Source organism: Streptomyces sp. ME02-8801-2C (genome assembly GCF_033793965.1).
In the GTDB taxonomy this organism is placed as follows: Bacteria; Actinomycetota; Actinomycetes; order Streptomycetales; family Streptomycetaceae; genus Streptomyces.
In genome coordinates, this window is record NZ_JARAXP010000001.1 from 164,215 (window position 1) to 184,334 (window position 20,120).

At 70.4% G+C, this 20,120-nt stretch carries 15 protein-coding genes; 5 read left to right on the top strand and 10 right to left on the bottom strand.

Features of this window, described 5'->3' with window-relative positions:
* Positions 1-15 precede the first annotated feature (15 nt).
* The 8 genes from PV396_RS00750 to PV396_RS00785 all read right to left on the bottom strand — a co-directional run bounded on the left by PV396_RS00750 (position 16) and on the right by PV396_RS00785 (position 9,443).
* Entirely contained in the window at positions 16-732 is a 717-nt protein-coding gene (locus PV396_RS00750; RefSeq protein ID WP_319199595.1) for an ABC transporter ATP-binding protein, read from the bottom strand.
* Positions 729-1,601 carry an ABC transporter ATP-binding protein gene (locus PV396_RS00755; protein ID WP_319199596.1) on the bottom strand — a complete coding sequence of 291 codons (873 nt, stop codon included), beginning with the start codon at positions 1,599-1,601 and terminating at the stop codon, positions 729-731. The genes PV396_RS00750 and PV396_RS00755 overlap by 4 nt, the downstream gene beginning before the upstream one ends.
* Positions 1,602-1,606: 5 nt before the next feature.
* Positions 1,607-3,379, bottom strand: coding sequence for an ABC transporter permease subunit (locus PV396_RS00760; protein WP_319199597.1), 1,773 nt, complete (start codon positions 3,377-3,379; stop codon positions 1,607-1,609).
* Between the two features lie 5 nt (positions 3,380-3,384).
* On the bottom strand, positions 3,385-4,317 hold the full coding sequence (locus PV396_RS00765; RefSeq protein WP_319199598.1) for a branched-chain amino acid ABC transporter permease: 933 nt from the start codon (positions 4,315-4,317) through the stop codon (positions 3,385-3,387).
* A gap of 108 nt (positions 4,318-4,425) precedes the next feature.
* Complete coding sequence (locus PV396_RS00770; protein ID WP_416071324.1) at positions 4,426-5,610, bottom strand: branched-chain amino acid ABC transporter substrate-binding protein; 1,185 nt, start codon at positions 5,608-5,610, stop codon at positions 4,426-4,428.
* A 272-nt stretch (positions 5,611-5,882) separates the two neighbouring features.
* Positions 5,883-6,560, bottom strand: coding sequence for a hypothetical protein (locus PV396_RS00775; RefSeq protein ID WP_319199600.1), 678 nt, complete (start codon positions 6,558-6,560; stop codon positions 5,883-5,885).
* Between the two features lie 68 nt (positions 6,561-6,628).
* The gene (locus PV396_RS00780) at positions 6,629-7,093 is read right to left on the bottom strand and encodes a hotdog fold thioesterase (RefSeq protein WP_319199601.1); all 465 of its coding nucleotides are present in this window, start codon (positions 7,091-7,093) and stop codon (positions 6,629-6,631) included.
* Positions 7,094-7,163: 70 nt separating this feature from the next.
* On the bottom strand, positions 7,164-9,443 hold the full coding sequence (locus PV396_RS00785; RefSeq protein WP_319199602.1) for an FdhF/YdeP family oxidoreductase: 2,280 nt from the start codon (positions 9,441-9,443) through the stop codon (positions 7,164-7,166).
* A 130-nt stretch (positions 9,444-9,573) separates the two neighbouring features.
* On the opposite strand from PV396_RS00785, the gene polA reads away from it, so the two are divergent.
* Positions 9,574-12,300 carry a DNA polymerase I gene (polA, locus tag PV396_RS00790; RefSeq protein WP_319199603.1) on the top strand — a complete coding sequence of 909 codons (2,727 nt, stop codon included), beginning with the start codon at positions 9,574-9,576 and terminating at the stop codon, positions 12,298-12,300.
* Positions 12,301-12,477: 177 nt separating this feature from the next.
* Positions 12,478-12,741, top strand: a complete 264-nt coding sequence (locus tag PV396_RS00795; protein ID WP_319199604.1) for a hypothetical protein — start codon at positions 12,478-12,480, stop codon at positions 12,739-12,741.
* Between the two features lie 23 nt (positions 12,742-12,764).
* On the opposite strand, the gene PV396_RS00800 is transcribed toward PV396_RS00795, so the two are convergent.
* The gene (locus tag PV396_RS00800) at positions 12,765-13,691 is read right to left on the bottom strand and encodes a DUF4184 family protein (RefSeq protein ID WP_319199605.1); all 927 of its coding nucleotides are present in this window, start codon (positions 13,689-13,691) and stop codon (positions 12,765-12,767) included.
* A 402-nt stretch (positions 13,692-14,093) separates the two neighbouring features.
* Between PV396_RS00800 and PV396_RS00805 the strand changes: the two genes are divergently transcribed.
* The 3 genes from PV396_RS00805 to PV396_RS00815 all read left to right on the top strand — a co-directional run bounded on the left by PV396_RS00805 (position 14,094) and on the right by PV396_RS00815 (position 17,235).
* Positions 14,094-15,920 carry a lytic transglycosylase domain-containing protein gene (locus PV396_RS00805; protein WP_319199606.1) on the top strand — a complete coding sequence of 609 codons (1,827 nt, stop codon included), beginning with the start codon at positions 14,094-14,096 and terminating at the stop codon, positions 15,918-15,920.
* 157 nt (positions 15,921-16,077) lie between these two features.
* Positions 16,078-16,212, top strand: coding sequence for an SPW_0924 family protein (locus tag PV396_RS00810; protein ID WP_319199607.1), 135 nt, complete (start codon positions 16,078-16,080; stop codon positions 16,210-16,212).
* A 30-nt stretch (positions 16,213-16,242) separates the two neighbouring features.
* Positions 16,243-17,235, top strand: a complete 993-nt coding sequence (locus tag PV396_RS00815) for a DUF3068 domain-containing protein (RefSeq protein ID WP_319199608.1) — start codon at positions 16,243-16,245, stop codon at positions 17,233-17,235.
* Here PV396_RS00815 and PV396_RS00820 read toward each other — a convergent pair.
* Positions 17,225-20,065, bottom strand: a complete 2,841-nt coding sequence (locus PV396_RS00820) for an ATP-dependent RNA helicase (RefSeq protein WP_319199609.1) — start codon at positions 20,063-20,065, stop codon at positions 17,225-17,227. The genes PV396_RS00815 and PV396_RS00820 overlap by 11 nt on opposite strands.
* Between the last annotated feature and the right edge of the window lie 55 nt (positions 20,066-20,120).

Genomic DNA, 20,120 nt, shown 5'->3' on the forward strand with positions numbered 1-20,120 from the left:
TACCGTCCTGGGGCGTCAGTCCTCGCCCAGGTACGCCTTGCGGACCGAGTCGTCGTGAAGCAGGTGGTCGCCGGTGCCGGAGAGCACGATGTTGCCGACCTCCATGACGTGTCCCTGGTCGGCGAGGGAGAGCGCCGCCTGGGCGTTCTGCTCGACGAGCAGGATGGTCGTGCCGGAGGCCTTGAGCTCGGCGATGGTGGCCATGATCTTCTGCATCATGATCGGGGAGAGGCCCATGGAGGGCTCGTCGAGCATGAGCAGCTTGGGCTGGGACATCAGGGCGCGGCCCATGGCGAGCATCTGCTGTTCGCCGCCGGAGAGGGTGCCCGCTGCCTGCTTCCTGCGTTCGCCCAGGATGGGGAAGAGGTCGTAGGCGCGCTGGATGTCCTTCTCGATGCCTGCCTTGTCGGTGCGCAGGAACGCGCCGAGCTGGAGGTTCTCGGTGATCGTCAGCCGGGGGAAGATGTGGCGTCCCTCGGGGGAGTGGGCGAGGCCCAGGGCGACGATCTTGTGGGCGGGGATGCCGGTGAGTGGCTTGCCGTCGAAGATGACGCGGCCGCTGCTGGGCTTGAGGAGCCCGGAGAGGGTGCGCAGGGTGGTGGTCTTGCCGGCGCCGTTCGTGCCGATGAGGGTGACGATCTGGCCGGCTTCGACGGTGAAGGAGATGCCCTTGACGGCTTCGATCTTGCCGTAGGCGACCTTGAGGTCCTCGACCTCGAGCAGGGCGGTCACTGGGCGGGTCCTTCCGTGCTGGTGGTGCTCTTCGCTCCGGAGGCCTCGGCGGCTTCGACTTCGGCGATCTCCTCGGCGCCGGGGGCGCCTTCGAAGGGGGTGCCGAGGTAGGCGGCGATGACGCGGTCGTCGTTCTGGACGACGTCGGAGGTGCCTTCGACGAGTTTTTCGCCTTGGACGAGACAGGCGACGCGGTCGCTGAGGTTGAAGATGAAGCGCATGTCGTGCTCGATGACGAGGACGGCGATGCCTCGGTCGCGGATGGCGAAGACGAGGTCTTCGGTCGCGCGGGTCTCCTGGGGGTTCATGCCGGCGGTGGGCTCGTCCAGGAGGAGGAGGCCGGGTTCGCTGGCCATGGCCCGGGCGATTTCGAGCTTGCGCTGTTCGCCGTAGGGGAGGTTGCGGGAGAGGTGGTCGGCCTTGTGGGCGAGGCCGATGAACTCGAGGAGTTCCATGGCGCGTTCGCGGGAGGCGGCTTCGGCCTTGCGGAAGCCGGGGCCGCGCAGGAGGGCCGACCAGAGGCCTTCCTTGGTGCGGGTGTGGCGGCCCACGAGGACGTTTTCCAGGACGGTCATGTTGGCGAAGAGCCGGATGTTCTGGAAGGTGCGGGCGATGCCGGCGCTGGTGACCAGGTGGGGCTTGGGCGGGAGGACCTTGCCCTTGTAGGCGACTGTGCCCTCGGTGGGGACGTAGAGGCCGGTGAGGCAGTTGAAGAAGGTGGTCTTGCCCGCGCCGTTGGGGCCGATGAGGCCGACGATCTCGCCGGTGTTGACGGTGAGGTCGACGTTGCGTACGGCGGTGAGGCCGCCGAAGCGCATGGTGACGCCGGTTGCTTCGAGGACGGGGCTGGTGGCCGTGGTGGTGGTCATGCGGGTCACGCCCCTGCCTTGGTGACGCCGACGGTGGTGTCGGGGAGGCCGTCTTCGGGGATGTCGAGTTGGCCTGTGTCGTGGAATTCGAGCTGGCGGCGCCGGTTGGCGATGATGCCTTCGGGCCGGAAGCGCATGAGGATCACGAGGGCGATGCCAAAGGCGAGAAGCTGGTACTCCTTGAGGAAGCCGAGCTTCTCAGGGAGGAGGTAGAGGAGGGTGGCGCCGAGGATGGGGCCGCCGACGGTGCCCATGCCGCCGAGGACGACCGCGGCGAGCAGGAAGGCGGAGTTCGGCGGTACGGAGCCGGCGAACTGGTAGGGGGCGGGGTTGACGCTGTAGCCGACGTGGGCGCTGACGGTGCCGGCGAGGCCGGCGAGGGAGGCGCCGAGTGCGAAGGCGATGAGCTTGACGCGGAAGCCGTTGATGCCCATGGCGGTGGCGGCCGTCTCGTCCTCGCGGATGGCGATCCAGGAGCGGCCGATGCGGGAGTCCGCGGCCCTGTTGAAGACGACCACGACGATCGCGGTGATGATCAGCATCAGCAGGAAGTAGTTCGCGAACCGGCCGAGGGTGATCGAGCCGATGTCGTGCGAGGTTCCGAAGTTGAAGCCGAAGATCTCCAGGTCGGGGATCATCGAGATGCCGTTGGGGCCGTTGGTGATGTTGGGGCCGGAGGTGCCGTCGAGGTTGTTGACGGTGATGCGGAAGATCTCTCCGAAGCCCAGGGTGACGATGGCGAGGTAGTCGCCGCGCAGTCGCAGGGTGGGGGCGCCGATGAGGACGCCGAAGACGAGTGAGGCGAGCATGCCGGTGAGCATGGCGGCCCAGAAGGGGAACTGGACGCCGGAGAACCGGGAGAACTCGGAGCCGGAGACGAGGGCTGCGGCGTAGGCGCCGACGCCGAGGAAGGCGACGTATCCGAGGTCGAGGAGGCCGGTGAGGCCGACGACGATGTTGAGGCCGAGGGCGACGGTGGCGACGACGAGGATGTTCACGCCGAGGTTGGAGTTGTGTTCGTCGTTCTCGACGAAGGGGAAGAGTGCCGCGGCGAGGAACGCCATGGAGGTGGCGAAGCCCTTGTGGCGGGCGTTGAGTACCGCGAGGCGGTCGAAGAGTCCGGCGGTGAGGAGTGCCCAGGCGCCGAAGACGACAAGCAGCAGATAGCCAAGGAACGTTTCGCTGGCCTCGGGGTCGACGCCGATGCCGTAGGCGAAGACGACCAGGGCGACGGCAGTGGCCGCGGAGATCACCAGGCGTTCGACCCAGCCGGGGAGCCTGCCCGCTGCGGGGATGTTCTCCGGCTTGGTGAGGTAGCTCTTGGCAGTGTCGCCGGGCTGGGGGAGCGCGAGGGCGCCGAGGAGGGCCGCGAGTGAGGCGATCGCGGCGATGTAGGCGCCGGGGTCGAGGGCTACGAGGCCCTTGAGGTCGACGGCGATGGCGATGGCGGTGAACCAGCTGACGGCGAACGCGGAGGTGGCGGCGAGGGCGACGGGCGCGGTGGCGCCTGCCGGGTTGAGCCAGTTGAGGCCGCGTACGTTCCAGAGGGTGAGCGCGTACAGGAGGGTGAGGACGCCGGCGACGAGGGCGAGGATCTGGAGTCCGGCGGGGGAGCCGTAGTAGGTGAGGTCCCCGGGGAATTCGGACGTGTAGGTCCAGGACATGAACGTGCTGGCGATGGTGCCGACGGCGCCTATGGCGACGAGGGCGCGGGCGGCGTTCTGCGGGAGTGCGATGAGGCCGCGCGGGGTGGCTGTGGTTTTCTCGGTGGTTGCCATGGTGGTCACGCCCTGTCCGCGACGCGTTCGCCGACCAGGCCTTGTGGCCTGAACAGCAGGACGAGGATGAGCAGGACGAAGGCCCATACGGAGGCCCAGCCGCCGCCGCCGAGCTGCTGCATACCGGGAATGCCGTCGATGTAGGAGGTGGCCATGGTCTCGGCGAGGCCGAGGACGAGGCCGCCGAGCATGGCGCCGTAGATGTTGCCGATGCCGCCGAGGACGGCGGCGGTGAAGGCCTTGAGGCCCATCTGGAAGCCCATGTCGTACTTGACCGAGCCGTAGCGCAGGCCGTAGGCGACCGCGGCGACCGCTGCGAAGAACCCGCCGATGGCGAAGGCGATCACGATGATGCGGTTGGTGTCGATGCCCATGAGCTGTGCGGTGTCGGGGTCCTGCGCGGTGGCCTGCATGGCGCGGCCGGTGCGGGAGAGGTTGACGAAGAGGGCGAGGGCCGCCATGCAGAGGGGGGCGGCGACGATGACGAACACCGAGCCGCTGCTGATGCTGACGGAGCCGAGGTGCCAGGGACCGAAGGGGAGCTGGGGGAAGTTGATGTCGGTCTTGGCGTCGGGGTACCCGTTGAAGACAACCTGCTGGAGGGCGAGGGAGAGGCCGATGGCGGTGATGAGGGGTGCCAGGCGTGGTGCTCCGCGCAGTGGTCGGTAGGCGAAGCGTTCGGCTCCGACGGCGATGAGGACGGAGACGATTCCGCCGCCGATGAGCATGGCCGGCAGGGCTAGCCACATGGATGTGCCATTGGGCAGAACGTAGAGATAGACCGTGAGTGCGCCGAAGCCGCCGGTCATGAAGATCTCGCCATGGGCGAAGTTGATGAGCTGGACGATGCCGTACACCATCGTGTAACCGATGGCGATCAGCCCGTACATCGAGCCGAGGAACAGCCCGTTGGCCAGCTGCTGCGGCAGAGTGTTCACCGCATGGCCTCCATGTGGGTGGTGGGAGTGAGCAGGGCGTGGAACGGGCCGCGCGGTGACGTGTGGTCATGGCCGCGCGGCCCGGGGTGGTGCTAGCGGCGGTGGGGATCAGCCGTTGAACGTGCCGCTCTTGACGGCCTTCCACTTGCCGTCGACGACCTGGTAGACGGTGAGCTGCTTGTTGGTCGTGTCACCGTACTCGTCGAAGGAGACGGGGCCGGCGATGCCGTCGAACTTGGTCTTCTGCACCTCGTCGACGATCTTGGCGCGGGCGCCGTCCGGGACCTTGCCGTCCTTAACGACGTTGCCGATCGCCTTGATGATGGCGGTGGCGGCGTCGTAGGAGTAGCCACCGTAGGTGCCGTAGTCGCCCTTGAGGCCGGAGGCCTTGTACTTCTTGATGAAGTCCGCGGCGGAGGCGAGGGAGTCGACGGGCTGGCCGACGGAGGTGACGAGGTCGCCTTCGGAGGTCTTGCCGGAGGTCTGGATGTAGGTGTCGGAGAACATGCCGTCGCCGCCGAACAGCGGGATCTTGGCGCCACCGTCCTTGAGCTGCTTGGTGAGCTTCTCCGACTCGTCGTACTGGCCGCCGTAGTAGACGAGGTCGGCCTTGGAGTTCTTGATCTTGGTGACGAGGGCCGAGAAGTCGGTGTCGCCGGTGTTGACGTGGTCGTCGCCGGCCACCTTGCCGCCGGCGCCGGTGAAGCCGGCCTTGAAGAGCTTGGCCAGGCCGGCGCCGTAGGTCTGCTTGTCGTCGACGATGAAGACGTTGCGCTTCTTCAGCGTGTTGTACGCGTAGTCGGCCGCGAAGCCGCCCTGGAGGGCGTCGGTGGTGGCGGTGCGGAAGTACGTCTTGAAGGGGCGCGTCTTCGTCGTCTGCCAGTTCTTGCCCTGGGTGAGCTCGGGCGCCGTGTTGGAGGGCGAGACCTGGACCAGGTTGGCGGTGGCGAAGACCTGCTGCATCTGGGTGGCGACGCCGGAGTTCAGCGGGCCGACGACGCCGAGGACCTTGTCGTTGCTGACGAGCTGGGTGGCGTTCGACTGGCCCTGGGCCGGGATCGCCTTGTCGTCGAGGGCGACGACCTTGAAGGTCACGCCGGGGACGGTGTTGTTCTTGTTGGCGTCGTCGACGGCGATCTGCACACCACCCTGGATGCCGAGGCCGGTGGCGGAGTTCTGGCCGGTCAGCGGGGCGTCTACGCCGATGATGATCTCGGTCTTTTTGTCGGTGTCATCTCCCTTGTCGTCGCGCGAACCGCAGGCGGTCAGTGCGAGTGCTCCGGTGGTGAGCATGGAGGTGAGTACGACGAAAGAACGCTGACGCACGATTAAATCCTCTCCCTGGCGCAGCGGCCCTGCTGGGCTGCCGTGTGTCTCGCCGGGCCGTACTGGGTGGAGCAGGTCGTGCTGTGGACGCGCCCGGCGGCGCGGTGACTGGCCGTGACTCTAAGCCCCTCGGTGGGTGGGAGCATATGGGAGGGCTTGCTTGTGACTTTCTTGTTATGACGTGTTGATTGATGATCCTTGGCGAACGCGGTTCTCAGCCACTTTGGCCGGAAATTTCGTCAGTCCATATTTTGAGAATCAGCGCGTCCGGTTGCCTCTGCCTGTGGCCTTGTGCTTGGCCGCGGGGGCAAAGGGTGGCAGGCCCGGGCGAGGAGCTCGGAGAGGTCGTCGGGGTAGGCGCCGCCGAAGTTGAAACGGTGCCGCTGTATTGCGCGTGTGTTACGCAGCGTTACGTCGAGAAATGGGTGGCGGGTGTCGCGGGGGAGGCGGGCGCAGTCGGCCACCGATATCTGGACGGTGATCCGGTGGGTGGTCCCGGCGTCGATGGCGGAGTTCTGCGCGGGCGAGATACGGGCGGTGAGACCCTCCGCTCCGGCGCCGGTGACGCGCAGGGTGACGGGCGGCCCGCTGTGCACGGTCACCGCGAAGCGGAACAGGCCGCTGGCGGGCGTGGAGTCGAAGGTCGCGGCGAGACCCGTGTACCGGAACGTGGTGACGTTCGCGGGCCCGGGCATGGGGACGAGGGTGCTGGTGGGGGCGGAGTCCTCCGGCGGCAGGAGGGCGATCACCGCGGCTGTCGTGGCGGCGAGCACGGCGGTGCCGACAACGGCTCTGCGGACTCGCGGCGGCGCGGCCTGCCAGCGGTCCGTGAGGCGTGGTGTGTCGGCACCGATGACTTCGTAAGTCTCTTGCGCGTCCGACGAGTTGACGGGCTCGACGGGGCCGATGCCGGTCATGCTCGCAGCCTCATGGGGGAACGGTAGCAACGGGGGCCCGCATTTCGGCCCGTCCGGCCGGCTCGTCCTCAGCCGGCCGCAGGCGCGTCCCGCAGCAGACACGTCAGCCGTGCCGTGCACACCCGCTTGCCGGCCTCGTCCGTGATCACGACCTCGTACGTCGCCGTCGAGCGCCCCCGGTGCACCGGTGTGGCCACGCCGGTGACCAGGCCGGAGCGGGCCCCGCGGTGGTGGGTGCAGTTCAGGTCCACGCCCACGGCGATCTTCGAGCTGCCTCCGTGGAGCATGGCGCCGACCGACCCCAGCGTCTCGGCCAGCACCGCGGACGCGCCCCCGTGCAGCAGCCCGTACGGCTGGGTGTTGCCCTCGACGGGCATCGTGCCGACGACACGGTCGGCCGACGCCTCGACGATCTGGACGCCCATCCGGTTGCCGAGGTGTCCCGCGGAGAACATGGCGACCACGTCGATACCGAGCGCCGTGTACTCGTCTATGACCTCTTGCGGGAACCTCACGTGCTGCTGCTCACCCATCGGGCCCGGCTCCGTTCTTCGTGATCGGCTGCGGCTTCCGCCCGCCTGTGTCCGTCCACTGAGCGAACGCTCAGTCGGTGGCCGATTGTTCCAGACGCACGACCACGGACTTGCTGGCCGGGGTGTTGCTGGTGTCCGCGGTGGCGTCCAGCGGGACCAGGACGTTGGTCTCCGGGTAGTAGGCCGCCGCGCAGCCGCGGGCCGTCGGGTAGAACACGATCCGGAACCCGGGCGCCCGGCGCTCGACGCCGTCCTTCCACTCGCTCACGAGGTCGACGTACGAGCCGTCGGCGACCCCGAGTACGCGCGCGTCCTCGGGGTTCACCAGGACGACCCGGCGGCCGTTCTTGATGCCCCGGTAGCGGTCGTCCAGGCCGTAGATCGTGGTGTTGTACTGGTCGTGCGAGCGCAGGGTCTGCAGCAGCAGGCGGCCTTCGGGAAGCTTCGGGAACTCGACGGGCGCCGCGGTGAAGTTCGCCTTGCCGGTGGCCGTCGGGAAGCGGCGTTCGTCGCGCGGGGCGTGGGGGAGGGCGAAGCCCGACGGGTCGGCCACGCGCGCGTTGAAGTTCTCGAAGCCGGTGATCACGCGCGCGATGCGGTCACGGACCGTGGCGTAGTCCTTCTCGAACTCCTCCCAGGGCGTGCGGGACTCCACGCCCAGGACGCGCCGGGCCAGTCGGCAGACGATGGCCGGCTCGGACAGCAGATGCGTGCTCGCCGGGTCCAGGCGGCCCCGGGAGGCGTGCACCATGCCCATGGAGTCCTCGACCGTCACGAACTGCTCGCCACTGCCCTGGAGGTCGCGCTCGGTACGGCCGAGCGTCGGCAGGATCAGCGCACGCGCGCCCGTGACGACGTGCGAGCGGTTCAGCTTCGTCGACACGTGCACGGTGAGGCGGGCGCGGCGCATGGCCGCCTCGGTGACCTCGGTGTCGGGGGAGGCGGAGACGAAGTTGCCGCCCATGGCGAAGAAGACCTTCGCGTCGCCGTCGCGCAGGGCGCGGATGGCCCGTACGACGTCGTAGCCGTGTTCGCGGGGCGGGGCGAAGCCGAACTCCTTCTCCAGGGCGTCGAGGAAGGCGGGTGCGGGGCGTTCGAAGATGCCCATGGTGCGGTCGCCCTGGACGTTGGAGTGGCCGCGCACGGGGCACACTCCGGCGCCGGGGCGGCCGATGTTGCCGCGCAGGAGGAGGAAGTTGACCACTTCGCGGATGGTGGGCACGGAGTGCTTGTGCTGGGTCAGGCCCATCGCCCAGCACACGATGGTGCGCTCGGACGCCAGGACCATGCCGAGGGCTTGCTCGATCTCCGCGCGCGTGAGGCCCGTCGCGGTGAGGGTCTCGTCCCAGTCGGCGGCGCGGGCCGCCTCGACGAACTCCTCGTAGCCGTGGGTGTGCTCGCGGACGAAGGCCTCGTCGACCGCGCCTTCGGTGTCCAGGATCAGCTTGTTGAGGAGGCGGAAGAGCGCCTGGTCGCCGCCGATGCGGATCTGCAGGAACAGGTCGGTGAGCGCGGCGCCCTTGAGCATGCCCTGCGGCGTCTGCGGGTTCTTGAAGCGTTCCAGGCCCGCCTCGGGCAGCGGGTTGACGCTGATGATGCGCGCGCCGTTCGCCTTCGCCTTCTCCAGGGCGGAGAGCATCCGGGGGTGGTTGGTGCCCGGGTTCTGGCCGGCGACGATGATCAGATCGGCTTTGTAGAGGTCCTCCAGGAGGACGCTGCCCTTGCCGATGCCGATGGTCTCGTTGAGCGCGGACCCCGACGACTCGTGGCACATGTTGGAGCAGTCGGGGAGGTTGTTCGTGCCCAGTTCGCGGGCGAACAGCTGGTAGAGGAAGGCCGCCTCGTTGCTGGTGCGGCCCGAGGTGTAGAAGAGGGCCTCGTCCGGCGAGCCGAGGGCCTTGATCTCCTCGGCGACGATGTCGAAGGCGCGGTCCCAGGAGACCGGTTCGTAGCGGTCGGCGCCCTCGGGCAGGTACATGGGGTGGGTGAGGCGGCCCTGCTGGCCCAGCCAGTAGCCGCTGCGGCCGGCCAGGTCGGTCACGGTGTGGGCGGCGAAGAACTCCGGGGTGACCCGGCGCAGGGTGGCTTCCTCGGCGACCGCCTTCGCGCCGTTCTCGCAGAACTCGGCTGCATGGCGGTGCTCGGGCTCGGGCCAGGCGCAGCCGGGACAGTCGAAGCCGTCCTTCTGGTTGACGCGCAGGAGGGTCAGCGCGGTGCGGCGGACGCCCATCTGCTGCTGGGCGATGCGCAGGGTGTGGCCGATGGCGGGCAGTCCGGCCGCGGCGTGCTTGGGGTCGGCGACCTGCGGTGCGTCCTGGACCGGATCACTCTTGGGCGGCTTGCTGGCCATTGCTGAACCCCTTCGCTTGCACGTGTCTCTCCGCTGTTCGATCCTCGCACGGGGTGGTGACAACGGCGTAGAGGGCCGGGGACGGCCCGAGGGGCCCGCGTTGTCAGTGGCACGTGGCAGGATCGGGGTCGTGGCAGAAACAGCATCGAAGAAGACCGAGAAGACCTCCGGCACGGGCCGCCCCCGGCTGATGCTCATGGACGGGCACTCGCTGGCGTACCGCGCGTTCTTCGCGCTGCCCGCGGAGAATTTCACGACCGCGACGGGCCAGCCGACGAACGCGATCTACGGCTTCGCGTCGATGCTCGCCAACACGCTGCGCGACGAGGCGCCCACGCATTTCGCGGTGGCGTTCGACGTGTCCCGCAAGACCTGGCGCTCCGAGGAGTTCACGGAGTACAAGGCGAACCGGTCGAAGACGCCGGACGAGTTCAAGGGGCAGGTCGAGCTGATCGGCGAGCTGCTCGACGCGATGCACGCGCAGCGGTTCGCGGTCGACGGTTTCGAGGCGGACGACGTCATCGCCACGCTGGCCACGCAGGCCGAGGCCGAGGGTTTTGAAGTACTGATCGTCACCGGCGACCGGGACTCCTTCCAGCTGGTCACCGAGAACACGACGGTGCTGTATCCGACGAAGGGCGTCTCCGAGCTGACCCGCTTCACCCCGGAGAAGGTCTTCGAGAAGTACGGGTTGACGCCGTCCCAGTACCCGGACTTCGCGGCGCTGCGCGGAGACCCGTCCGACAACCTGCCGGGCATCCCGGGGGTCGGTGAGAAGACGGCGGCGAAGTGGATCAACCAGTTCGGGTCGTTCGCGGACCTGGTCGAGCGGGTCGAGGAGGTCAAGGGCAAGGCCGGGCAGAACCTGCGCGACCACCTGGAGGCCGTCAAGCTCAACCGCCGGCTCACGGAGATGGTCCGGGACGTCGAACTCCCGAAGACGGTCACCGACTTGGAGCGCGCGGCGTACGACCGTACGGCGGTGGCGATGGTCCTGGACACCCTGGAGATCCGCAACCCCTCCCTGCGCGAGCGTCTCCTGGCGGTCGATCCGGGCGCCGAGGTGGCCGAGGCGCTACCGGTGGCCGAGGGTGGTGTCGAGGTGGACGGGTCGGTCCTCGGCGCGGGCGAGCTGGCTCCCTGGCTCACCGAGCACGGTACGACCGTCCTCGGCGTCGCGACGGTCGACACCTGGGCGCTGGGCAGCGGCTCGGTCGCCGAGATCGCGCTCGCCGCGCCCGGGGGAGCGGCGGCCTGGTTCGATCCGGCGGAGCTGGACGAGGCCGACGAGAACGCGTTCGCGGCCTGGCTGGCCGACGCGGACCGGCCCAAGGTGTTCCACAGTGCCAAGGGCGCGATGCGGGTGTTCGCCGAGCACGGCTGGACCGTGGCCGGGGTGAGCATGGACACGGCGCTGGCCGCGTACCTGGTCAAGCCGGGCAGGCGCTCCTTCGACCTGGACGCCCTGTCCCTGGAGTACCTCGGCCGTGAACTGGCGCCCGCCGCGACGGCGGACGGCCAGCTCGCCTTCGGTACGGACGAGGGCGCGGAGGCCGACTCCCTGATGGTGCAGGCCCGAACGATCGTCGACCTGGGCGTGGCGTTCGGTGAGCGTCTCCAGGAGGTCGGCGCGGCGGAGCTGCTGCGGGACATGGAGCTGCCGACGTCGGCACTGCTGGCCCGGATGGAGCGGCACGGCATCGCGGCGGACCGGGCCCATCTCGAAGCGATGGAGCAGATGTTCGCGGGCGCGGTGCAGCAGGCGGTGAAGGAGGCCCACGCGGCGGCCGGTCACGAGTTCAACCTCGGCTCGCCCAAGCAGCTTCAGGAAGTCCTCTTCGGGGAGCTCGGCCTGCCGAAGACGAAGAAGACCAAGACGGGCTACACGACGGACGCGGACGCCCTGGCGTGGCTCGCGAACCAGACCGACAACGAACTGCCGGTCATCATGCTCCGCCACCGTGAGCAGGCGAAGCTGCGTGTCACCGTCGAGGGCCTGATCAAGACGATCGCGGCGGACGGCCGTATCCACACGACGTTCAACCAGACGGTGGCGGCGACGGGCCGGCTGTCCTCCACGGACCCCAACCTCCAGAACATCCCGGTCCGTACGGACGAGGGGCGGGCCATCCGCCGGGGGTTCGTGGTCGGCGAGGGCTTCGAGTCGCTGATGACCGCGGACTACAGCCAGATCGAACTGCGGGTGATGGCCCACCTCTCGGAGGACGAGGGCCTGCTGGAGGCGTTCACGTCCGGAGAGGACCTGCACACCACGGTCGCCTCCCAGGTGTTCGCGGTCGACCGCTCCGCGGTGGACGCGGAGATGCGCCGCAAGATCAAGGCGATGTCGTACGGCCTGGCGTACGGCCTGTCGGCCTTCGGCCTGTCCGGGCAGCTGAACATCGACGCGGGCGAGGCACGCGGCCTGATGGACACGTACTTCGAGCGCTTCGGCGGGGTACGGGACTATCTGCGCCGGGCCGTCGACGAGGCGCGGGCCACGGGCTACACGGAGACCCTCTTCGGTCGTCGCCGTTACCTGCCCGACCTGAACAGCGACAACCGGCAGCGTCGTGAGATGGCCGAGCGCATGGCTCTGAACGCCCCGATCCAGGGCACGGCGGCGGACATCGTCAAGATCGCCATGCTGAATGTGGGCCGGGCGCTGGAGGAGGCCGGACTCAAGTCGCGCATGCTGCTCCAGGTCCACGACGAAATCGTCCTGGAGATCGCCCCGGGTGAGCGCGAGGCCGCGGAGGAACTGGTCCGCCGGGAGATGGCGGGTGCGGTGGCCCTCCGGGCGCCGCTGGATGTGTCGGTGGGCTCGGGACTCGACTGGGAGTCCGCCGCGCACTAGCTCCGCCGGCCAGACGGTTCGTCTGCGCGGGTCGGTTGTCCCTGGTCACGTCGTTCGTCGGCTTCGGCCGGTGGGGGCTGGCCGCGCAGTCCCCCGCGCCCCTTCGGGGGCGCGGCCCGTCACTCGCGTGGCCCTTGCGGGGGCGCCTGTGTAGGGGTGGGCCCACAGGATGCGGGCATGGGTATACGCACGCTCATCCGCTGGACGGCCTTCGCACGGCGGCCCGCTTCGGTCCGGGCGTTCGCGGGGGACGCGAGCACCGTCCGCCTTCCTGGCAGCAGCCCTGGCGCCATGCCCCTCGCGTACCGTGCGGACACGCTGAGGCGCCTGCTCGCGCCGCCCGCCCGCATCCGCCGCGCCCACCTCGGCCCACGCTCCGACCTTCCGGCAGTCGGCCGCGCCCTGGCCTGGCGGCGCTGGGCCGGCTGGGGGCGCGGATAGCTGCGCCGGCCGCTTCGCGGGGATCAGCGGGAACCCGTACGCCCGCCGGCCCGCCCGCCCGCGTGATCCTGCGCGGCCTTCTCCTCCGACGGTCCTTCCGTACCGTCTTCCGTGCGGAGGTGGGTGCCCTCAAGGGCAGCGGCCTCGGCCCGCGCGCCGGGACGCCTTGCCCTGACGGCCACCGCGTACAGGACCACTCCCGACAGGAGCCCCGCACCCGCTCCGAAGCACAGCGTCGGGATCACCTCCCACGGCCTTGCCGTCGCCCCCCAGTGCGTCCACCAGCGCAGCACCCGCTGCACCGCCCCCACCGTCGCGCAGCCGCCGATCACGGCGCAGGCCAGCCACCGGTCCCGTACCGACAGCGCCGGCACGCCTGTCGGCTCGCCCGCGCCGGTCTGCCGTAGCGCGTAGTACACGAACCAGGCGATGACCACCGCGGCCAGCGCCGAACTGCCGTACTGCAGGTACCAGAACCCGGGCGAGCCCGCCAGCGTGCTGTCGAGGACGGGGAACAGCCGTACCCCCCACCGGTCGTGGTGCGTGAACGCGTCCCAGACGACATGGGTCAGGGCGCCGAGAGCGGCCGACGCGTACCACCGCAGCACCAGGGAGGGCGTCACCCGCGCGCGTGGGGCCCCGCAGCGCAGCAGAGTGACCACCCGCTCCTGCCCGGTGCGTGGCAGCAGGGCCACCAGCGGCTCGCGCAGGAACAGCCACAGGGCGACCAGCGCCCAGGCGACAACCACGTCGAACGTGAAGACGCCAGGGAAAGAGTGGGTGAACGTGCCGAACTCCATCGCCCCGGGCAGGACGCTTGCCGCGAAGTAGGTCAGGTCGGGGGAAAAGGAGCCGGCGACCAGTACCGCGGGAATCAGTCGGCCGCGTCCCGTTCCGTCGGCGCGTACGCCGGGCAGTACGGCCGCCGCATGGCTGAGAGTGAACGGCAAGTGGGCTCCCTGGAACAGATGTTGACGTGGGGCGAACCGCCCTGATGATCATCGGCGTCCAGTATGCGGGACGGCCGCAAGCTGCGGCGGGCGGTCGCAGGGGCATGGGAAGGGGGCGAGAAAAGCGGCGTGCGGGCAACCCGGGTCCGCGCCACACGAGAGATTCACAGCTGGTCAATCGGTGAATATCGGGCGCGAACGGGTGTCCGCGAAACGCAAGTTGTCGTAGGGTCGCCTGGGTCGGTCTGCTGGGGAGCATGGCCGAACACGTAAGCGCAACGTAGACGGAAAGCGCGAACAATGCGTGGAATCGGGCGAAGTGGCCGGTTTGCAAGGCTGACGAAGACCGGGTGAAAACCGGCGGAACAGGGCGGCTCGCCGCCCGCGGGAGGGGTTCTCTGTATGGCGGCGTACATCGGCAGGAGGCTCCGCAAGGGGGCGGCGACCACCGCTGCGGCCGCGCTCGCGGTCGCGGCTCTGTCCGCGTCCCAGGCTCCGGGGGCGACGGTCGACGACCAGGGCAGACAGACCGCCAGTGACTCCCAGCCCACGTCCGAGTCCGACGCGGTGGCCGGCGGTAGCGCGACCGGCAACTCGCCGTACTACACGGACCTTCCGCCGCTGAACAGCCCGAACCCCAGCCCCAGCCCGAACCCGTCGCAGTCCTCGGTCATAGGCACGCCGGTCTCGATCGGCGAGGCCGAGGCCGGCATACCCGCGACCGTCCTCGACGCCTACAAGAGGGCCGAGGCGGCGCTGGGCGCGGCCAAACCAGGCTGCAATCTGCCCTGGCAACTCCTCGCGGCCATCGGCAAGGTCGAGTCCGGTCAGGCCCGCGGCGGCCGGGTCGACGCGAACGGCACCACGACCAAGCCGATCCTGGGCCCGCAGCTCGACGGCAACGGCTTCGCCCTCATCAGGGACACCGACAACGGCGCCTACGACGGCAACAGCAGCTACGACAGCGCCGTGGGGCCCATGCAGTTCATCCCGTCCACCTGGGCGTGGGCGGGCCGCGACGGCAACGGCGACGGCAAGAAGGACCCCAACAACGTCTACGACGCGGCCCTCGCCGCCGGTTACTATCTGTGCCGGTTCGGCTGGGACCTGTCGACGCAGGACGATCTCAACCGCGCGATCCTCAGCTACAACAACTCGACGGAATATCTGAACCTCGTCCTGACGTGGCTGGAGTACTACCGCAAGGGCACCCACGAGGTCCCGGACGGCACGGGCACGCTGCCCTCGAGCCGCAGCGACGGCCACACCGAGGTGCGCCCCACGCCGAGGCCGATCACGCCGACACCGAGCCCCGGCCCGACCAAGCCGGGGACGAGCAAGCCCGGGACGGGCACGCCGGGTACGAGCGCCCCGCCGCCCCCGGCCAAGCCGGGCAAGCCCCCCACGACGACCCCGATACCCGTGCCCACCCCCACGCCCACCGACACGGTGGACCACCTGGAGGACGCCGGCACCGCCAAACTCACCGCGACCGCGGGCGACGCGTTCAGCAAGCGGATCAGCACGCGCGCGGAGACCGCGGCCGGCAAGGCGGTCGGGAAGGTCAGGATCCGCTTCACGATCATCGGCGACACCGACACCACCTTCACCGGGGGCGAGAACATCGCCACGGTCGTCACCGACGGCACCGGAGTCGCGGTCGCGCCCACGCTCAAGGCGGGCGAGAAGACCGGCGACTTCACGATCCGCGCGATCGTCGTCGGCCGTACGGTCACCGGCCTCGACTACTCGGCCACCGTCAGCGCCCGAGCCGCCGACACCCTGGTGCGCACCGACACCACCGCGCTCACCTGCGTGCCGGGCGGCGAGTTCGCCGACCAGGTCGAGGCCAAGGCCACGAACGACGGGGCCGTCGCGGACCGGGTCGCGGCCACCGCCACCCTGATCACCTCGGCGGACGACCTGACGGTGAACGACAAGGGCCCCTATTTCAAGGACGCGGACGGCAAGGCCGTCCGTACCCTCACGGGTCTCGAGACGGACGCGAACGGCCTGCTCAAGCTGCCGAAGCTGTACGCGGACGACTCCACCGGCACCTTCTCCCTCCGCATCACCACCACCGGCGGCGCCACCCTGACGGTGGACCTGACAGTGGCGGCGCCCACCCCGACGGGCTCCACCACTCCCACGGACTCCACTCCCGCGCCGGAACCGTCGACTCCGACCGAGTCGGCCGACCCGTCGGCCTCCGCCTCCCCGAGCGCGTAGGTCCCCGTACACATCCATACGAGCTCAAGCGGCACCCCGTTCACGGCGAGGGGTGCCGCTTTCGTGTGTACGAGCTGTTCTCATCTCGGGCGCCCGTTGCTACGGTGCCCGACCTGACACCCCATCAGCTCACTGCCGGCAGCCGGGGAGGCCCCGAATGCGTGCCCTGATCGCCGCCGCAACCGGTCTCGCCCTCGCGTTCGCGCTCGTCCTCACGATCACCGCCGTGGGCGCACCGACGGGTACGACGTCCCCGAAGCCGCTGCTGACCACCGTGCCGGCACACCCATAGCCGCCGTACCTCGTTGGGAGGGAGGCCGAGATGCGCCGCAAGTCCGGCCTGATCCTGCTCGCCCTCGCCGTGTTCTTCGCGGCGCTGTCCCCACTGCTGCGCTGGTACGCCTTTCCGCGCCTCGCCAAGGTGCCGGCGAACCAGTACACGACCATGGTGCTCGAGGCGAAGAACGCGACGCTGCTCGACTACGACTCGTTCCAGGCCGTGAAGGTCCCCAAGGTCACCATCGTGCAGACCCTCAAAGGCAACGTCGAAGCCTCCGAGAAGATCGAGCGAACGGCGGGGCGGGACGTTGTCGTCTGGGACGGCCTCTCCTATGTCCAGGGGCCCGACGGGAAGATGGTCTCCAAGTTTCCCGAGCGCTACATCTTCGACGCGCACACCCAGGAACCGGTCCACGCCACCGGCGAGATGGTCGACGGCGACCCGGTGAAACGGCGGGGCATCGAGTTCAAGTGGCCGTTCCTGACCGAGAAGCGGGACTACGAGTACTTCGACGCGCAGGCCCGGTTGACAACGCCCATCCACTACAAGGGCACTCAGGACTTCCGTGGCGTCTCGGTCTACTACTTCGAACAGACCATCCCGTGGACGAGGGTTCCCTTCCCCAAGGACCTGCCCGTCAAGGGCATCACGCCCGAGGTGGTCGCCGCGACCGGTATGACCCGCTGGTACACCACGGTCCGCAAGTTCTGGGTGGAACCGGTCACCGGCGCGCCCGTCTACGGCGAGGAGATCCACAAGGAGGAGCTGCGCGGGGGCGCCCTCCTCGGCGGGCGCGACAAGGTCACGGCCTTCGCGGGGCACGTGAAAATGCGCGAGGACTACATCGAGTCGACGGTCGCCCTGGTCAAGTCCCAGCGGGTACTGGTCCTGTTGCTGACGTCGTACCTGCCCTGGGGTTTCCTGTCCCTGGGCGTGCTCCTGCTGGCCCTCGCCCTCTATCTGGAGGCGCGTGGACGCAGGCCTGCCGAACCCGAACCCGCCAAAACCTCCGCCCCCGAGCCGGTCACCGCCTGAGCCGCGCGTTGGTGTGCCGGGTGGGCTCGGCGGTCGCCGGGTCCTCGGGCCACGGATGCTTCGGATACCGGCCACGCAACTCGGCGCGTACGCCCTTGTAGCCGTCGTTCCAGAAGGAGGCGAGGTCGGCGGTGACGGCGGCGGGCCGCCCGGCGGGCGACAGCAGATGGACGAGAACCGGCACCCCGGCCACGACGGGCGACTCCCGCAGCCCGAACATCTCCTGCAACTTCACGGCGAGCACCGGCCGTTCGGGATCGGAGTAGTCGATCCGGATCCTGGACCCACTCGGCACCGTCAGTCGCTCGGGCGTCAGCTCGTCGAAGCGGCCGGCCTCCCCGGAGGCCCACGGCAGCAGCCGGTTGAGGGCCTGCCCCGCCTCGACGCGCCCCAGGTCGGCCCGTCGGCGCGCCCGGCTCAGCTCCGGCTCCAACCACTCGTCCACGCGCGCGTGGAGGGCGTTGTCGGAGACGTCCGGCCAAGGGGCGCCCAGGTGCAGATGCAAAAACGTGAGCCGCTGCCGCAGCGCCACCGCGTCCGCGGACCACCGCAACAGGCCGAGCCCGTCCTGCCGCAGCCCCTCGAGAAGGGCGTCGCGTACGAGGGCGGGGTCGGGGTCACGCAGCGGGCGCACCGCCAACTCCACCGCCCCCAGCCGCTCCACCCACCGGGCGACGACGTCCCCGCCGGCCCAGTGGACCTCCTCGCCCGCCGTACGCAGAGCGCCGGCCGCCGACCGGGCGGTGTCCTCGTCGACGGTGGCGGCGAGCCGCACACGCGCGTGCCCGGCCCCGACCGGCCGGTCCGCCACGGCGACCGCGATCCAGGGGACACCCCGCAGCGCCGAACCCGCACCGGCCTCGGCCCGGGTACCGGACACCATCAGATACGAGCCCCCCTGAGCCCTGGCGACCCGCTCGGGAAAGGCAAGCGCGGCAACGAGCCCGACGGCACGATCGTCCCCGCCGGACGTGCTGGACGTGCTGGACGCGCCGGGAGTGCCGGGAGTGCCGGGAGTGCCGGACGCGCCGTGTGCGCTGGACATGCCGGGAGCGCTGGAAGCGGCGGAAACGCCGGTCGCGCCAGCCGTGGCGGAAGCGGCGGACGCGCCGGACGTGCCGGGTGCGCTGGAAGCGCCGGTCGTGGCGGAAGCGGCGGACGCGCCTGACGCGGCGGAAGCACCGGCGGTGGCGTCCTCCGACCTGGCGGCGCCTGTGGCCTCGGCGGTGCCCTGCGCCTCGGTGGCCCCTGTCGCACCGGCGTCGGCCGGAGCCGAGCCCTCCGAATCGGCGGCCGCCGCCGCGGATCGGCGGGAGGCGTTCTCCGGCGCCGCCGACCGCAGTCGGCGGGCCTCCGTCCGCCAGCGGGCCGCGTACGCGTCGTTCCCGCGCCGTGCCGTACGCCAGGCCGCCGCGAGGTCGTCGCCGTACTCCCTCGGCGGTTCCTCGCTCAGCAGCGCGACCACCTCTGCTGCGCGGGCCGCGCCCACCTCGGGAGCCGCGTCCAGCAGCGCCCGCGCCAGCCGGGGGTGCAGACCGAGACGGGACATCCGCACGCCCCGGTCCGTGACCCGCCCCGTGGTGTCCACCGCGCCGATCGCCGTCAGCACCGCCCGCGCCGCCGCCATCGCGCCGCCCGGCGGCGGGTCGAGCAGGGCCAGCCCGGAGGCGTCAGGATCACCCCAGCAGGCCGCCTGAAGAGCGAACGCCGTCAGGTCGGCCACCTTGATCTCGGGAGACGGAAAGCGCGTCAGACGGGCGTCCTCGGCCTCCGCCCAGCAGCGGTACACCACCCCCGGCGCCTCCCGCCCGGCCCGCCCCGCCCGCTGCCGCCCGGCCGCCTGCGAGGCCCGCACCGTCGCCAGCGCGCTCAGCCCACGCGCGTGGTCCACCCTCGGCTCGCGCGCCAGGCCGGAGTCGATGACCACCCGGACCCCCGGAACCGTCAGCGACGACTCGGCCACGGACGTCGCCAGCACCACGCGGCGCCCCGTTCCCCCCGACAGCACCGAGTCCTGCACCGCCGCCGGCGCCCGCCCGTGCACCTGGAGCACCTCGACCGAGGGCCCGAGGTCCCGCAACTGGCCCGCCACGCGCGCGATCTCGCCCACGCCGGGCAGGAAGCACAGGACGTCCCCCGCCCGCTCGGCCAGCGCCCGTCGCACCACCGACGCCACATGCGTCAGCAGCGCCGGATCGACCCGCATACCGTGCGGCGGCCGCACCGGACGGGCCGGCGGCGCCCACACCACCTCCACCGGGTACGACACGCCCGCGGCCTCGACCACAGGTGCGCCGCCCAGCAGCCCGGCCCAGCCCTCGGCGTCGGTCGTCGCCGACGCCGCCACCAGCCGCAGTTCGGGGCGCAGCGCCGCCCGCACATCGACCAGGAACGCCGCCGCGGTGTCCGCGTCCAGGTGCCGTTCGTGGCACTCGTCGAGCACGACCACGTCGACGCCGGGCAACTCCTGGTCCCGCTGCAGCCGTTGCAGCAGCACACCGGTCGTGACGACCTCCACGCGCGTGCGTGGCCCGACCACCCGCTCCCCGCGCACGGTGTACCCGACGCTCGCGCCGACCTGCTCGCCCAGCAGCCACGCCATCCGCCGGGCCGCCGCCCGCGCGGCGATCCGCCTCGGCTCGGCGACCACGACCCGCCGCACGGGCCCGCCGTCGTCCAGCAGTCCCGCCAGGGCCAAAGGCACCAGCGTCGTCTTGCCGGTCCCGGGCGGGGCCACGAGGACGGCGGTGCCGTGCGCGTCGAGCGCGTCGGTCAGACCGGGCAGGGCGCCGCGTACGGGCAGGACGTCCAGGGCGTCGTAACGGATCACGCCTCTAGTGTCTTACGTCCATGGAAAGTGCCCTCCACGCGTGCGTGAAGGGCAC

Excerpts from the sequence above, each read along its gene's own strand:
- PV396_RS00785 (WP_319199602.1), bottom strand. The coding sequence starts at position 9,443 with ATGGCCAGCAAGCCGCCCAAGAGTGATCCGGTCCAGGACGCACCGCAG.
- PV396_RS00780 (WP_319199601.1), bottom strand. The coding sequence starts at position 7,093 with ATGGGTGAGCAGCAGCACGTGAGGTTCCCGCAAGAGGTCATAGACGAG.
- PV396_RS00760 (WP_319199597.1), bottom strand. The coding sequence starts at position 3,379 with ATGGCAACCACCGAGAAAACCACAGCCACCCCGCGCGGCCTCATCGCA.
- PV396_RS00795 (WP_319199604.1), top strand. The coding sequence starts at position 12,478 with ATGGGTATACGCACGCTCATCCGCTGGACGGCCTTCGCACGGCGGCCC.
- PV396_RS00775 (WP_319199600.1), bottom strand. The coding sequence starts at position 6,560 with ATGACCGGCATCGGCCCCGTCGAGCCCGTCAACTCGTCGGACGCGCAA.
- PV396_RS00770 (WP_416071324.1), bottom strand. The coding sequence starts at position 5,610 with ATGCTCACCACCGGAGCACTCGCACTGACCGCCTGCGGTTCGCGCGAC.
- PV396_RS00755 (WP_319199596.1), bottom strand. The coding sequence starts at position 1,601 with ATGACCACCACCACGGCCACCAGCCCCGTCCTCGAAGCAACCGGCGTC.
- PV396_RS00805 (WP_319199606.1), top strand. The coding sequence starts at position 14,094 with ATGGCGGCGTACATCGGCAGGAGGCTCCGCAAGGGGGCGGCGACCACC.
- PV396_RS00810 (WP_319199607.1), top strand. The coding sequence starts at position 16,078 with ATGCGTGCCCTGATCGCCGCCGCAACCGGTCTCGCCCTCGCGTTCGCG.
- PV396_RS00815 (WP_319199608.1), top strand. The coding sequence starts at position 16,243 with ATGCGCCGCAAGTCCGGCCTGATCCTGCTCGCCCTCGCCGTGTTCTTC.